General features: G+C 49.8%; 10 protein-coding genes and 1 pseudogene. 8 read left to right on the top strand and 3 right to left on the bottom strand.

The window, feature by feature from the left end:
* Positions 1-53 precede the first annotated feature (53 nt).
* The 6 genes from LQ956_RS10415 to LQ956_RS10390 all read left to right on the top strand — a co-directional run bounded on the left by LQ956_RS10415 (position 54) and on the right by LQ956_RS10390 (position 8,419).
* The gene (locus tag LQ956_RS10415) at positions 54-1,292 is read left to right on the top strand and encodes a hypothetical protein (protein WP_238629968.1); all 1,239 of its coding nucleotides are present in this window, start codon (positions 54-56) and stop codon (positions 1,290-1,292) included.
* Between the two features lie 35 nt (positions 1,293-1,327).
* Positions 1,328-3,022, top strand: coding sequence for a hypothetical protein (locus LQ956_RS10410; protein ID WP_238629969.1), 1,695 nt, complete (start codon positions 1,328-1,330; stop codon positions 3,020-3,022).
* 6 nt (positions 3,023-3,028) lie between these two features.
* On the top strand, positions 3,029-3,943 hold the full coding sequence (locus LQ956_RS10405) for a glycosyltransferase family 2 protein (protein ID WP_238629970.1): 915 nt from the start codon (positions 3,029-3,031) through the stop codon (positions 3,941-3,943).
* 7 nt (positions 3,944-3,950) lie between these two features.
* Positions 3,951-5,063 carry a hypothetical protein gene (locus LQ956_RS10400; protein WP_238629971.1) on the top strand — a complete coding sequence of 371 codons (1,113 nt, stop codon included), beginning with the start codon at positions 3,951-3,953 and terminating at the stop codon, positions 5,061-5,063.
* Positions 5,064-5,100: 37 nt separating this feature from the next.
* Positions 5,101-7,269: an FkbM family methyltransferase gene (locus LQ956_RS10395; RefSeq protein WP_238629972.1), complete on the top strand. Its 2,169-nt coding sequence runs from the start codon at positions 5,101-5,103 to the stop codon at positions 7,267-7,269.
* Positions 7,270-7,555: 286 nt separating this feature from the next.
* Positions 7,556-8,419, top strand: a complete 864-nt coding sequence (locus LQ956_RS10390) for an FkbM family methyltransferase (RefSeq protein WP_238629973.1) — start codon at positions 7,556-7,558, stop codon at positions 8,417-8,419.
* 402 nt (positions 8,420-8,821) lie between these two features.
* On the opposite strand, the gene LQ956_RS10385 is transcribed toward LQ956_RS10390, so the two are convergent.
* The 3 genes and pseudogenes from LQ956_RS10385 to LQ956_RS10380 all read right to left on the bottom strand — a co-directional run bounded on the left by LQ956_RS10385 (position 8,822) and on the right by LQ956_RS10380 (position 9,924).
* Positions 8,822-9,451, bottom strand: coding sequence for a transposase (locus LQ956_RS10385; protein WP_430733418.1), 630 nt, complete (start codon positions 9,449-9,451; stop codon positions 8,822-8,824).
* A gap of 15 nt (positions 9,452-9,466) precedes the next feature.
* Positions 9,467-9,776 (bottom strand): annotated as a pseudogene (locus LQ956_RS15110) (IS1380 family transposase); the annotation flags it as partial.
* On the bottom strand, positions 9,721-9,924 hold the full coding sequence (locus LQ956_RS10380; protein WP_238629975.1) for a hypothetical protein: 204 nt from the start codon (positions 9,922-9,924) through the stop codon (positions 9,721-9,723). The pseudogene LQ956_RS15110 and the gene LQ956_RS10380, both read right to left, overlap by 56 nt.
* A 382-nt stretch (positions 9,925-10,306) precedes the next feature.
* On the opposite strand from LQ956_RS10380, the gene LQ956_RS10375 reads away from it, so the two are divergent.
* Together LQ956_RS10375 and LQ956_RS10370 are read left to right on the top strand one after the other, a co-directional pair.
* Positions 10,307-11,650 (top strand): HAD hydrolase-like protein, encoded by a 1,344-nt coding sequence (locus LQ956_RS10375; RefSeq protein ID WP_238629976.1) that lies wholly within the window; start codon positions 10,307-10,309, stop codon positions 11,648-11,650.
* A gap of 2 nt (positions 11,651-11,652) precedes the next feature.
* Positions 11,653-15,498, top strand: a complete 3,846-nt coding sequence (locus LQ956_RS10370; RefSeq protein WP_238629977.1) for a glycosyltransferase — start codon at positions 11,653-11,655, stop codon at positions 15,496-15,498.
* Positions 15,499-15,504 lie beyond the last annotated feature (6 nt).

Below are 15,504 nucleotides of genomic sequence, written 5' to 3'. Positions count from 1 at the left end.
GCCGGAACAGGATCCGTTTCGGGAGTTGGTGCTCACCCGGTGGGAGCAGCGTGATGTCCATGTTTGAATTAAACGTCGAACCGCTTGACCACATCGGGAAAGCCCGATTGACGATTCGCGTAGAGGGCCAGTATGTAACGGAAAACGAAGATTTCCTTGATGAGCATCGCGTCAAGCGATCCCTCGTGATGGATCCCCTTCCATGGGTGGAATGGGTTGCGGCAAACTGGTGGCGGTTGCGCTGGGAGGGCGAGCATCATGGCGCCCCTTCAGTCGACTGGCGCATGAGTCACTGCCTGTCCAGCGCAGCAGGCGGGATGGCGTGGCCGCATGTCTGCATGCATTCGGATGGCCAGGCCATTTTCCTGCGTGCCAAACCCACCCTGGGTGAAAACGCCCCACTGCGTTTCCTGAATGCCGCAGAAGGGTGGGTTGACGCCGAGGTATTTGAGCAGGCACTGGATGCGGGTGTAGCCCAGGCTTTACAGATGATGCCTGAAGATCACATGGTCAAGGGGCTCTGGGACGAAGTCCTGGCCGAGCGAGCCGACCCTGAGTGGGCCTTGTGGCGTCGGCTAGAGGCCCGCATGGGGTTTGATCCTAATGAAGGCCCCGAGTCACTGATTCAGCGTTTGATCAGTGCAGGTACCCGTTTTGGCGAACAGGCTGTGGAAGAACTTGCCGCCGATTCGCCCAGGCAGGTGCCGGCAATGCTTGAAGAACTGGAGGATGCATTGGGCACAGGCCACCTTCCCGCGATGTCATTAGGCGATCTTGAGGGCCTTGATCCACCGACCACGCTTCATGCGCCGAATCGGCCACCGTGGCAGTCCGGAGTGGACATGGCAACCCAGGTAAGAACCTCTCTAGGGATGGGCAATGATCCTGTGGCTGATCACCGTCTATCCGAATTGCTTCATTTGCCCGAAGACATGCTCACATCCGAAGGTTCCCGACTCCCCCGATACAATTGGAATGCCGGGCTGCGCCGGGATGGCGGCATATTGGTGAATCTGTCCTCGCGCCGACATACAGGGCGTCGATTCGGGCTTGCCCGTCTGCTGGGGGATGCACTTGCTTTTGATGAGTCTGAAAGGCTGCTTCCCTCAACGCATTCACGCACTGCACGTCAAAAATACCAGCGGGCTTTCGCGCAGTCCTTGTTATGCCCCCACGAGGCACTGATCGAATGGCTGGATACAGATGTTCCCGATGATGATCAGATTGAAGCTGCCGCTGAATATTTCCAGGTATCGACACGCGTCGTAGAGCATACCCTCGAGAATTATTGATCCATTTTTTTATAACCAAGCGAATTTCTCACTCCATGAACACACTCTGCATCACCGGCGCCCCCAATGCTGAATTCAACACCCTCAGTGGACTGCTTTTTCAAAGCGGCCTGTCTCAGGCCCAGCCCATCGAGCGCCAGGCCCGCCTCAGCATGGCCGACTGGCATGCCAAGGTGGCCCCGGTGCTGCAACGCAAACAGCCACTTGGGCGTCTGTGGGACGAGGTGGCCACAGATCTGCTGCTGGCCAATCTCCATCAGACATGTTGGGGCTGGGCCGATCAGGGAAGCCTATGGGCACTGGACTACTGGGCCGAACTGGAGCCCGGCATCCATTTCCTGCTGCTGACCTGCGATCCTCAAGACTACTTGGCCCATTGCCTGCTGACGGAAGAAGACCCCGACGAAAAAACCTGCCTGGAGCAGTGGCGAAGCCACCATGAGCGCCTGCTGAACTTCTATCTGGCCAACCCCGAGCGCTGCCTGCTGGTCAATGCCCGTCAGGCCCTCATCAAGCCTACCGCTTTGCTGGACAAGCTCAACGAGCGTTGGCAGTTTGGCCTGCAGATGCCCCAGGCTCAGTCATTGCCGGCGTTGCCAGGAGCACGACAAACGGCACCCCTGACACTGGCGCGTCATTTGGCAGACAAAACCCTGCAGGAAGCCGGAGGCAATCTGACCCCCTTGCACCAGGAACTGCAGGCTGCGCAGCAACCCCTGACCAACATGGATGCCGAAAAGGGTGAAGACGGTACTCTGCAAGGTCAGGCAGAACTGCCCCTAGCCTCCATTCTCAAGGACTACCAGCGTCGCTGTGCCCAGGACCTGTCGGAAGACGAGCGCCGGCAGCTCAGTGAGTTGAAACAGGAAAACGAACTGCTGCTGGCTCAGCTCCATCAGGTACAGGAAGAACTCGAAGCCACTTTCCTCAAGCATCAGGAAAGTGAAAAGGCACTCCAACAAGCCAAGCAGGCCGCAGCCAAAATCACCCATGAGCCTGGCCAGGCTTCCGCGCCACAGCAAAAGGCCGAGAAGGCACTGGAAGAAAGCCAACAGGAAAACGAACTGCTGCTCCTGCAGCTGCACCAAGTGCAGGAAGAGCTGGAAAACTATTTCCTGCAACATCAGCAGGCCACCAAGGACAATGAACAACTGGCCGCGGAAACCCGCCGCCTGAAACAGCAACTCAGCACATTCGAACAGGAACAGGCGGAACAGTCCCAAGGCTGGCTCCATCGTGTCATCGGAAGGAAAAAGGACACAAAACCCCAGCTGGCGTATGAACACATTCAATTGCAGCATGAACAGGTCAACCCGGATTATGAGCATCTCTGGATCAGGCTGAAGAATCCCACCTTCGGGACTCGTCACGCCGAAGCCTGGAGCTTCCGCCTGTCCTGCGCGGGGGTACGGCCTGGTGATTTCGGCAGCCAGCCCAAACTGGAACTGCCGGAACAGAAAGAGCAACTCTTCGAGCACTGGTTTGAAGAAAGCCGGGATGATCACGGCCCCAAACTGGAGCTGCGCTTTGCCTTGCCCGATGCCATGGATGGTGGGGTATGGAAAAAGATTCAACCGCAAGACCAGCAGCTGTTGCGCTCCCTCATCCAGCAGTTACCGCAGATGCTGGAATCCCTGGCGCAGCAGGGCAGAAGGGTGTCCCGCGACTGGGCCGACTGGCAACGGCTGGCCGCGGACATGCAGCGCATCCATCAGGCCAAGGCGAAATAACCGGTCGTGAACCGTCCCCTCGTCTCCATCGTCATGCCTTCCTATCATCAGGCGCGGTTCATCGAGGCCGCGCTGGATAGTGTGTTGTCGCAAAGCTGGCCGCATTTGGAACTCATCGTCCAGGATGGCGGCTCTACTGATGGCACTCAGGCGATCCTGGCACGCAAAAGCGCGGACGACCCCCGTCTACGCTGGCAATCGGCCCCCGATAAGGGGCCGGCCGATGCCATCAACCAGGCACTGACCAAGGTGAGGGGCACCCTGATCGGCTGGCTGAACTCCGATGACTGCTACGCCCACGGCGCCGTCGAACGTGCCGTTCGTGCCTTTGAAGCCCACCCTCACTGGATGCTTTGTTATGGAGAAGGGGAGCACATGGATGCCGGCGGACAAACCCTGGGCCGTTATCCCACGCTACCCACACCCCTGGGCGCCTCCATGGGCGCCGACCCGGTGCCGGACAAATCCGCCTTTCAGAAGGGCTGCTTCATCTGCCAGCCCACCGTGTTCTTCAAGGCCGTGATGCCCCGCCTGCTGGGCAATCTGGACACGACCTTATTCGCCGCCTTTGATTTCGAGTACTGGCTCCGCGTCTTCAATGCCTTTCCCGGCCGCATCGGCTACCTGCCACAGGTACAGGCGCGCAGCCGTCTCCACGACGACTGCATCACCCGAAGCCAGCGACAGCGCGTAGCGCTGGAGGGCATGCAGGTACTCGCACGCCACCAGGGCAGCGCTCAAGGGCATTGGGTGCTAACCTACGTCAGTGAACAGCGCCAGGTCGGGGTATCTGAAACGGTGCTGCAGACCGAACTGCAAACCATGCTGAACACGGTGAAACCCTGGATGGCGGCAACTGAATGGCGGCATCTGCAAGATAGGCTGACACACAAACATATGCCCGATCCCGGATCAAGGTAACAGAGTCATGTCCCCCACCTATCACACACTGATTCACCTGGGTGCAGGTACACAGCCCCCTGTCGCCTTCTACACCGCCCTGGCGGAAAACAGCTGGCTGATCGATGCCGATCCGCAGGTCATTGCAAAGCGGCAAGACGAACTCGAAGATCAGTCCGGGCTCCAGGTGCGCCAGGCCTTGATCGACACCGAACAGCGACCGGGCACCTTTCACCGCTATAACCTGTCTTGGGCCAACGGCCTCATTCCCCCCAGCCAGACAGTGCAGCGACTCTATCCCGGGCTTGTCTGCCTGGCCAAGGAGGACCAACTCACCACCGATATCAAGCAACTGATCAAGGAGATTTCCCCGGATGGTCATCGGCCCAATCTGCTGATCATGGATCTGGGTGACAAGGCGCAAGCCTTGCTGGACGAGCTACAGCAAAGTGGTCAGTTGTCTGCATTCAGTCGTGTGGTGGTGATACCTGCGCCTCGTGGCGCTCAACCCCTGGCACTCCCACCCAGCCTGCACGGACCGTTGTACAATCCAGAGGCGCGGCTTGGGGGCCTGCCCGAGCAGCAGCAGGTATTCGTTCGTCACCCGCTGGCCGAAGACAATCGGCGGCTGACTCAGGAGCGGGATGCCAAGGCCAAGGCCTTGGAAGCCGAGCAGGGCAAGACCGCGCAGTTGGCGAAGGAAAGGGATACGCTGAAATCGCAGTGTGAAGAACAGGCCCAGCGTGCCGAGCAGTTGACTCAGGAAAATGCCGCCTTCAAAGATGACATTGCCAAGCTGAAACAGCAGCGCGACGAATTCAAGGCGCAAGCGGAACAACATCAGCAAGCCCTGAAGCACGCTCAACAGCAAGCGATCGAGCTAACCGCTACACGAGATCAGCTGACTCAGAAAAACAAGGAATTACAGGACGCCAAGGATGCCCTGGCTACAGAAAAGGCTGAGCTGCAAAAGCAACTGGAAGCCAGTCAACAAAAAAAACAGCAACAAGAAAAGGAAGTCACAGAAATGCAACATCGCCAGCACTTGTTTCAGGAAGAAATGATCAAGGCAGAAGCGCAGATCGAACTGATTAAGGATCTTCTGCTGCGGGAGCAGCAGGAATCAACGGCTGAGTCCTGATGCCAGTGTCTCAGTGGTACCGGGAGCAATACAGGGCATGACACAAACCACCACCGAAAGCTTACTGGATACCGCTTGGGCGCAATGGCGTGCGGGTGAATGGGAAAGTCTGGCGCAGCTTGAGCAGGAGACTATCGAGAAGGAAGAAGGCCGTGCGGAGTTGGCGTTGTTGGCTGGGGCGGCGTTGTTTCAGTTGGGTAAGAATGAGGCGGCGAAAGCGCGTATTGTACAGGCCAGAAGCTGGGGGGCTGGGAAGCGGTTGGTGGGGGAGGTGTTGGTGGGGGGGGTGCATAACACACTTGGCCGTATACATCTAGTGAATAACCAGGAGAAATCAGCGCTGGAGTATTTTGGAAGGAGCATTGGCGCATTCGCAACTGATGCGGATAGACAATTAATGTCAGAAGCACGCGCTGTGAGCCAAGCTGTGCAGCTGGGTCTGCTAAAGCAAGCAGCCACAAGAGTAAGCGCTCAGTTAGGTCAGGCAAAGGCTGAAGGAGGAAAAAACGAAGCCCGCCTCAAGATTCTTGAGACTGAGGTAGAGCTTCTCCATCATGAACTCTCGCTAGCGCAGCAGCGACAGCAATTATTTGGCTCGAACAACGTTGTCGTTGCCGGTGCCCCTCTTGGATCGGAAGCATGGAAAGCGCAACTAAAGCAAAAATCCGTTTCGCAGCTTGGACAGGATCTTTGGGTGCTGGAAAAAACCGGCTATAAGCGTGGCGGATACTTTGTAGAGTTTGGTGCAACGGATGGGGTTTTACTTAGCAACAGCTGGTTGCTAGAAAAAGAATTCGCCTGGAAAGGCATCTGTGCGGAGCCTAATCCAAAATTTTTCGCGCAGTTACAAAAGAATCGTCAATGCATCGTAAGTGACCAGTGCATTGGTGGAGAGACAGGTAAAGAGGTGGAGTTTATCTTTGCCGACGCCTATGGTGGAAGCCAGGAATATGCCAGTGATGATCAGCACAAGGACAAGCGTGAAGCCTATCGGGCAGCGGGCCAAACTGCTACCCTCACCACCATATCGCTACATGATTTTTTGCTTGAACATGGGGCACCGAAAGACATTGACTACCTCAGCATTGATACTGAGGGTAGTGAATATGAGATCCTTAAGGCATTTCCTTTTGAGAAGTGGAATATTCGCTTATTGACAGTGGAGCATAATTTCACCGAAAGAAGAAAGGATATAAGGAAGCTGTTGGAAGGGTACGGGTATAGGTGTCATGAGGCTCAGTGGGATGATTGGTATGAGCTCATCGATAATGCGATGAGTGTAAACATCCCTTTTATACAAGCCAATTATGATAATTACGCACAAAATGTGCGTAATATGCGTGAAAAATACAGCATATACCCGCGCAATGTCAGTATAGAAACCCTTGTTCGCTGTAACGCCAAGTGTGGTTTCTGTCCTTACCCCACATCACCGCGAAAAGGCGAGACCATATCAGATGAGCTGTTCTTGAAGTTGATAAACGACTTGAGTGAAATCCCAACAGACCATAGCTTCGGTATTACACTCACCCGTATCAGTGAGCCGCTACTAGATCGGCGACAGGAAAAATTTGCTCAGATTATTGCTGAAAATTTGCCGTCGGCCAGGCAGCAGTTCTGGACAAACGGAACTATGTTGAAGCCAGGTAGATTTGAGTGGATGACAGAATACAAAGGCGCTAGTTTAACGGTCTCATTAAACTCCATACATGAGGAAGAACACCAGGAGTTAATGGGTTTTGGTCTTAAGGCGGTCTTTAAAGGCCTTGATTATCTTCATGACTTGGTTTTGTCTGGAAGATTCAATTTGCCGGTGAGTCTGTGTGCGCCTTTCATATCAGATAATCAAGCCCAAGAGTTTACTGAATTCACTAAAGCTAGATGGCCGAGGTTTAAGGCTTCGGTTAGGCCATTTTTTGAATGGACAGGAACATCATCAAAAGGTGCAGATAAAAGAAACCTCTCACCAGTTGATGGCAAGAAAATGTCATCAGATTTCCCATGTGCACAATGGTTTGATATTCATGTATTGGCTAATGGTTACCTTACAAAATGCTGCATAGATGAGACGGGTTTTATCGGTGATGAGAATTTTAATGTTGCGAAGAATAATCTCTTGCATCTTTATCAGATAAATTCTCTTAAAGAAACGCTGCCAAACCGTATGCATGTGAGTGAGTGCAAGAATTGTACGCATTTGGGATGATTTTTGCTGTGGGTTCAATCAAGTATTCCTGCTGTGACACGGGCTATGCCGATATCAGAGCATAATCGTCAGGTCGACGCTGCGGTTGATTAAGGCCTCTGTACCGTGCGGGTTAGATTACGGTGTTCTTTAATGAGTCAATGGGCGTTTTCGCAACTATTTTTCGCCGACCTTGCTAGTCTTCGATGTAATGGAGACTCTATTCTCATGAAATCGATCAATGTCATTTGTTTTTTAAATCTCATGGTCATAATTTAGCGGTGTCAATACAAGAGGAGGTTGACAGTTGTTTCTGGATAAAGCCATTGCATCTGATTTCAGAGGTCGTTATAGAGAAATTGTAAGCGATCCATTGAATTTGCTTATACGTCGTGTCCCGAACGCGGGTTTTGTGGTCGATGGACATGTTGTAATGCACAATGGCCTGTTGATGCCGCTTAGTGGCGATTTGGCCTACTACAAACAGTTTAGTGATATTTTAGTCATAAATAGAGGGGTGCATGAACCTTTAGAAGAGTTCTGCTTTCAATCTCTGCTAGACTCTATGAAAGTTAATGGTCCTGTAATGCTTGAGCTAGGCGCTTACTGGGGTCATTATTCATCTTGGTTTAAGTGCATTTGTCCTGATTCGAGAGTAATACTGGTTGAGCCGGATGAAAATAACTTTATGTCTGGTTGTTATACCTTTAATAAAAATGCCTTGCAGGGAGAGTTCATTCGTGATTTTGTGGGTAAAGACTCATTCACGGTTGATAAATTTTTAGTGAGATCTTCAATTGATAAGCTTGATTTGCTCCACGCAGATATTCAGGGTTATGAGCTCGAAATGCTGGATGGTGCATCCAAAAGCTTGCACAATGGTTCAATAAGTTATGTGATGGTCTCTACTCATTCAGAGCGCCTTCACAGTGATGTGCTTTTGTTTTTGGAAAGATGCCACTATCGCATAGAGGTTTCGTCTAGTTTTGAGTGGCACAGCACTTCATACGATGGATTTATTTTTGCTAGTCATGTAAATGCTAAGCGGGTTTTTACTGACTTAATGCCGCTTGGCCGTGTTGAGATAGCAAAAGCAACACCTTCCCGGCTTGTTGATTATGTTTCGCAATTAAAAAAAGCTATTCGTCACACTTCGAGTGAAATTAGCTAAAAACTTAAACAGTCTGTATGTCTGTTTAGAACAGGGCAGGTCAGCGCAGTGGTCAGCAAGCAGTTTTCTCTTTCTTGGTATCGCCTGAATCCGTGAATCCCTTCCCGCGACAAGCCGTCCCCGTGGCCGGATGGGCAGACATTCAGTCCCGGCCATCTCTAACCCGTGGAATCTCAGATTTCAGGTCACTCGATCATGGGAATTGCTGTCCTCATGATGGATTTTGACGGCGATATGCATCGCGACGGCGATGGGAGTCCGCACGTCCTGGGCTTCGGGTCGTGGCCAAGGTCGGCGGTGATCCGTGATGGCTGTTTATCCCGATCCATGCGCCTGCAGCTGTGTCAATACGCGTTGGAAGGCCGCAAACCCGGGGCCATACGCCCCAAAGCGCAGGACGTTCTAGACAAAGGTGCCCGCGGCCATCACCAGGGTGTTGGTGTCGAACTTGCCCGAGGGCAGGCGCTCCAGATCCATGTCGGTCTTGAATTCGGAATGGAACTGCTCACAGGTGGCATGGCCGCGATACAGGGCGATGATCTGCTCGTCAGGGAAAGCCAGGGAGGTCCACCAGCCTTCCACTTCGATGTCCGGCAACACCAGGATCTGACCCTTGTGGTCAATGGTCCGCTCCACCACCCGCATGACTCGGCGGTGGGTGTACGTCCGCCCCCTCCAGCGGCGGCTGACCGCCATGCTGAAGGTCGCAACCCGCTTGCCCTCGCGGGGCGTCTCCCAGTGCACCGAATCCAAGCCCTGTGCCAGCGTCACCCAGTCGGGGGAGGTTTTTTGACGGGGGTTCCACTTGATGATGAAATCGATCCCCTCGTCCTGCGCCCGGCCCCGGTCGGGGCGGTTCTCCAGGGCATCATGGGCACTATCCAGGCGCATCAGGATCGGCAACGCGGTGAGACCGCGGGCGGCGGGCAGTACCCGATTCAGCACAAAGCCAAAGCCGTTCTGACTGTTTTCCGAGCCCGGCTTGAGTTCGGTGGTCAGACACCAGCCCTCTTCGCCCAGGTAGGCCGGCATTACCCCGTAACCGTCAAACCCCCGGTAGGTGTAGCCCACCCCCTCCTTGCGCGTCCCCGAGTTGTCCAGCGCAAACAGGTCCAGATCCAGGGCCACGTGACCACAGGCCAGCGGCGTCACCGGCACCTTCACCTGCCGCAGAAAGTTCAGGCCGGGCATAGTCCAGTGCAAAGGCATCCATCCGCTGGCGTAGCCGCGCCGCCGACAGGCCCCGCTCAAGCCCCAGGCTGGACAGGAAGAACGGATCCTTGCGCACCCCTTCCGCCGCTTCAAAGTCGCTCTTGCCCAAGCTCAACAGACCCTGGTACAGGCAGCACATCGGCATGGTCAACGCCCTGATAGGTGCCCATCGACTGCTTCACCCCCTCTCTCAGACGGGAGACCTTGATCGCTTCTCCCACCAGGACCAAGCCTGCATGGGCGGTGAGGGTGCGGCGCGAGGACTGTTCCGGGCGAGGCGCTTGGCGGGGCATGGGAGGGTCACCCAACTGGTGCAATGGAATGCGCCTATTTTCTTATGCAAGCCTTTGCTTTTAAAGCAGAATAATGAAATTCGCCGAGAACTCTTCACGGATTCAGGTGAGTATAGAAGGTAGTGAATATGAAATTCCCAAGTTTTTTCCATTTGAGCAGTGAGATATTCATTTTTTGACAATGAAACACAATTTAACCGAACGACGTAAGGATATTCTCGAGCTTATAGAAGGATTTGAGTATCGGTGCCGCGAGGTACAGTAGGGCGATTAGTCTGAGAGAGATATGGCATGACTTCCTATGCCCCACGGGAATTTGTGAGCACAGATTCAAGTATTATGACTTTATTGATTATTGACAAGCGCCAAAAAGGAGGAAAGTATGTTTAACCGCGTAGCCGCATTCGTACCTCTCAAGCTGAACTCAAGACGGCTTCCAAACAAAAATTTTCTTAGGCTTGGCGACCGTCCGCTTGCCTATCACATTTTCGAAACACTTGCGACGATCGAAGAAATTCAACAGGTTCTTTGTTATACGAGCCAACCTCAAGTATTAAATCTTCTTCCGAATGATGTAGAACTGCTGATGCGCCCTCGAAATTTGGATGCAGACTCAGTAAAAGCGAACGAACTTTTTCATTACGCTGTTTCGAAAATAGATGCGGAGGTTATTGTGCTTTGCCATGCTACTGGTCCGTTTGTCAAAAGCAGATCAATAAGAGAGGGAGTGCGTGCTGTAGCTTCTGGGGAATTCGATTGTGCTTTCGCGGTACAACGGCATCAGACCTATTGTTGGTACCAAGGAATGCCGCTCAACTATAATCCTGAAAACATGTCGCAAACTCAATACTTGCCGCCAATTTTTACTGAAACAAGCGGTTTCTACGTTTTCAGAAAAGAAGACTATCTGCGAAATGGAACGCGCATAGGCAAGGATCCTTATATGGTAGAAGTCGATTTTAAGGAGTCAGTTGACATCGATAATCCTGCGGATTTCACTTTGGCTGATCTGTTGATCGACTACGAGCCAACAAATAACAATTATTCCAAAGATCAGTTTTTTGTTGATATTGCAAATAATAGTGTTCTTTACAAAAATATCCAGCACATTTCGTTTGATATGGACGGAGTTCTCGTTGATTCACTAGCAGTTATGGAACTCGCCTGGAAGGAAGCCATGAGTGCAGTTAAAGGGGATATTCCGTTTTCAGAATATAAAAAAAATATTGGTATTCCATTTTTCGAGATTCTTCAGAGATTGGGTTGCAGGAGTGAGCAACTTGATCACATATCAGAGATCTATAACCTCGTCTCGCGTAAAAACTATCGTGATATTAGGGTGTTCGATGATATAGCCGATTCGCTGGCTCGTATACGAGCTGCAGGACTAAAAGTTTCTGTCGTCACCTCGAAAAACAGAGATAGAACTTTGGAGTTGCTAGAGCAGCTTTTCCCTACTATCAAATTTGACGCGGTCGTCACACCGGAAGACGTCGCTGAAGGACGAGGCAAACCGTGCCCCGACCCGCTCCTTCTCGCCTGCCTTAAGGTAGGCGCAGACCCCTTCAATACCATATATGTTGGAGATATGGAAGTTGATCGCGAATCGGCGCAACGAGCAGGCATTCATTTCGTTCATGCAAACTGGGGCTATTCCAGTTTGAATAGTGTCAAAGATGTTTGGTTTGATAACTGTAAAGACATGGTCGACTTTATCCTGGAATGAAAATGACGGTTCCTATTATGAAAAATAATTATACAGTGTCAGAAAATCAAAAAATTGCGCTAGTCCTTGCGAACGGCCCATCAGCAAAATTTGTAGATTTCCAAGACCAAGCGTTAAAGAATATCGTGACTGTTGGAATGAACTCCGCTTTTCGCTATTGGCGAAAAATTGATTTCCGTCCCACCCATTACATTTGCATGGATACAGAAGTAATTCGAAGTATTGCAGATGATATTGCAGCACTAGTGAATGAAAATAGAATTAAAAAGTTCTTCCTTCGAGACGAACTTAAAGAACTACACCCAGAGCTAGCAGATGATGAAAAGATATTTTGGTTCAGCCAAGCAAATGGTAGGAGTGCATTGTTTGAGAGTAGTTTCATAACCACTGGGAGCTGGGCTATACGCTGGATGTTATATGAACAGGCACGGCTTATTGCTACTATTGGAATCGATGGAATTCAGACAGAAATACTACCAGAAGCAAAGAGATTAGGTGGTGGGTCTGATATCCGGCTTCAGATCACTAATACGCCGAAATTCAACCCCAACTATTTCTTTTCCGACTACCAGAAAGCAGGTGACAGGTACAATATTCCAAATCACCCGGACTATGTGCGGGCGGCGGGTACATCATTTCATATCGACGCATTGAAAGCCGTTTCGGATTTCATGATCAGAAATGAGATGACCGCAAAGGTTGTTGACCTCAGTCCTATTAGTGATCACAAAATATTCAAAAAGTGCTCGTATTCCTCCTTCTTTCATAAATTGAAATTTACGATTATCACATCTTTTCATTCAAGGGAAGAAGCGAGCGTTTTAGAGAATAACGCACAAGTAGCAATCGAAAATTGTAAAAATCCATTTGTGTCGGATGTTCATATTTTGTTAGAAGGAGATAGAGATCACTTTAACGTATCGCTGAATTTAGCTACGCTAAATCAAGTTAGGAATCTAGAAGAATCAGGAAAGCTGACTTTTTTCTCGATAGAACAGCGCCCTAGCTATAAGGTTTTGTTTGAACACGGCAACTCGGAAGGGTCTGGAACATCATGCATAATCGCAAATTCAGATATTGTTATTCCTCTGGACACGGCAGAAAAAATAATAAGTAATCGCTTCTCTGGAGCTCAACCAATTTATGCTCTAACGAGATGGAACAAAACTGCAAATGGGGATTTCATTCAAGGACTAACTTCTACACCGCCCTGGTGGGAACTTGACTGCAATAATATGACACTTTTGGAAAAGAATTATTTGTCATTTGATACGTATATATTCGATTCTCCACTCGAAGTCCCTGAACTAACAGATCAAATTCTGCTTGGAAGTTTTGGCTGCGATACGGCATTAGTAGGTTTGCTAAGGGTGCATGGTTACACCATAAGTAATCCTTGCCTCTCTCTTAAAACGATTCACATTGACGAAAAGATTAGGAACTATGACCCAGCGACTGTCTCGCCGTTTGTAGAGAAAAATATTGTAGCCTTCAGAGATTCTGTTATGAAGCGCTATTTGACTAGCCCAGAAATCAGAAAAAACCTTGATCGTGTTTCAGAATTAAGTAGAACTACTGCATGGATTGGGCACGGAAAAAGTGTTAATATTTGGCGTAATCTTTACAGAGCAATTGGATCGGTTTCTTGGAGCAAAGCGACCGATTTTCAAAGTATTAAGTACAAGAAAATTAGTCTTTCTAGTGAAGATTTGAAGGGTCAGCGACTAGATGCTATTTCATTAATTGAAGAACTTGAAAGGCATAGTGTCTTCTTGGAGTGGGAGTTGTCTGGCTTTAGTGAGAGTGAACATATTTCTGATCTATTTTTAAAGTATGATAAGTATAAAAAATTGGGCGACTATCTTTCAGTGTATCAGTGGCAGTCTATGGTTTTTACCGATATTGTTTCTCCCGATATACGGTCGATCCATTCTGACTTACTTTTAGTAGTCTACGACCTGTTATCCCACCGAGATCTTGGTCAATTAGTTTCGAATCGCGAAGAGAGTCGAAATCTTGAGTTTACAGGAATATCTATACATGGTGATGTAACTCAGGAAGGAGGCAGTTTTACGCTGTCTCCGCCAGCTGGAGAACGTCACATCTTTTGTAAGTATTCCGGGTCGATTCGTTCAGGAGAAAATTTAATTGGTAATGTAGATTTTGAAGTGGACAGAAGTTGCCTACTTCAGATATCCCTATCTCGTTTCGGAGATACGAAATTCGAATCGACGAGTAAAGATATTGCGTGCGACAAGGGAAAACAATCCGTGGAGATTTCGCATTGTTTTTCAAGCTCGCATGCAGGTGCAAAAATTCAAATTGGAGCGAAGGATTGCCGCGTTAAAATCTCGGGGGTCAAATCGAATTTAAAGCGGGACGAACAAGCGAAGAACCATGCTCAGATACCTACCTTATGCGCGAAGATAGCACACACTAAAGATGGGAGGAGAACGAAATATACTCATGACAATGCAAAGGATTTAATTGACGGTTTGATCATTTTGGATCCGGACGGAAAAAATGCGCGAGGTCACTTTCTCGCTTACTGTGATCAGTTGACATTGGCTTGTAAAAAAGTTGGCATTTTACCGAGTGTTCTGTGTCGTTTAGACATTGAGCCTTCATTGCTTGAATCAAGGAGCAGTTTCCATCCGCTATTCAGTACACACTCATGGACGATCGCGACAACTGAAAGCACGTTTCTTGCTGAAATTAGGGCAGGACTAAGCCGCTTCGATCTGTCAGGAAAGCAACGACTTTTAGTGTATTTATACACTGGCAGCTTGCATCATGCGCGAGTATTTCTAAATCTTTCTAAAGATTTACCGCATATTAAATTCAATTGCAATTTATTCTGGGAGATGGTTCGCGACATCAGCACGCCTGAGTATGACGAATTGTGTGCCGAAGTATTCCGTAAGTTGAAAGTGCAAGAAAACGTCATTCTTACTGTTCCAACAGAGGGTTTGCGTAAAGAGTTTTTTGAGCGCTTCCACGTCAGCCTAAAACTTGCACCTCACCCAAGTACTGCCGTATCTGATGATTTCTTCGAAGAAATCAGGAAGTGTGACTCCAGGTTGCAATTTGATGTCAAGTACCCACGGAATATTCTTTTCCCCGGTGCTGCGACACAAAGTAAGGGATATGAAGTATCGCTTGAGGTTACCCGCGCTCTCTCAACAGAGCAAAATATGATTTGCTGGATGCGTGATGAGAAAAAGGGTATCCTCGCACCGGATGTGCGAGTTATTCCAGATAATCTGTCCGAAGCTGATTTCCAAAATCTCATACAAAATTGTGACCTGCTTGTACTCCCTTACATGCCCGATGGATTTAGAAAGAGAACTTCTGGTATTCTCATTGATGCGATGTATTTCGGCGTTCCAGTTGTTGTCTGCGCAGGCACTTGGCTTGCTGATATTGTGGATCACTACAAGTTCGGAATTGCTGCAAACCCAACTAAAGAGTCTATTGTATCGGCTATAAATTCCGTCTTAAGCGATCTGCCGAAATACAGGGCAGCGGCACGCGTTGCTGCTACAGCTTATTTTCAGGAGAATTCATGGAGTAAGTTGATGAAAAGTTTACTCCCTGAGAAAAAACAAATTGCATTTTCTGCTTTAACCACTAGCGCTGGCTCCGACGAAAAACCATGTTTTAAGAAAGCAAACCACCTTTTACGAAAAGGTCAAAACGCTGCAGCATTAAATATGTATATTCGGCTCCACTCAAAAAATCCATTGCAAATTTACGAGAACAATTCAATGCTTTGTGCATACCGGCTCGGCTGGCAAGATTGCGGTTCGTTCCTTGACATAAAAAAACGCGCATTATTGAAAGGGTGATTCCCA

It is taken from the genome of Ectothiorhodospira lacustris (assembly GCF_022227845.1).
GTDB lineage: Bacteria > Pseudomonadota > Gammaproteobacteria > Ectothiorhodospirales > Ectothiorhodospiraceae > Ectothiorhodospira > Ectothiorhodospira lacustris.
This window is presented reverse-complemented; position numbering and strand designations above follow the sequence as displayed.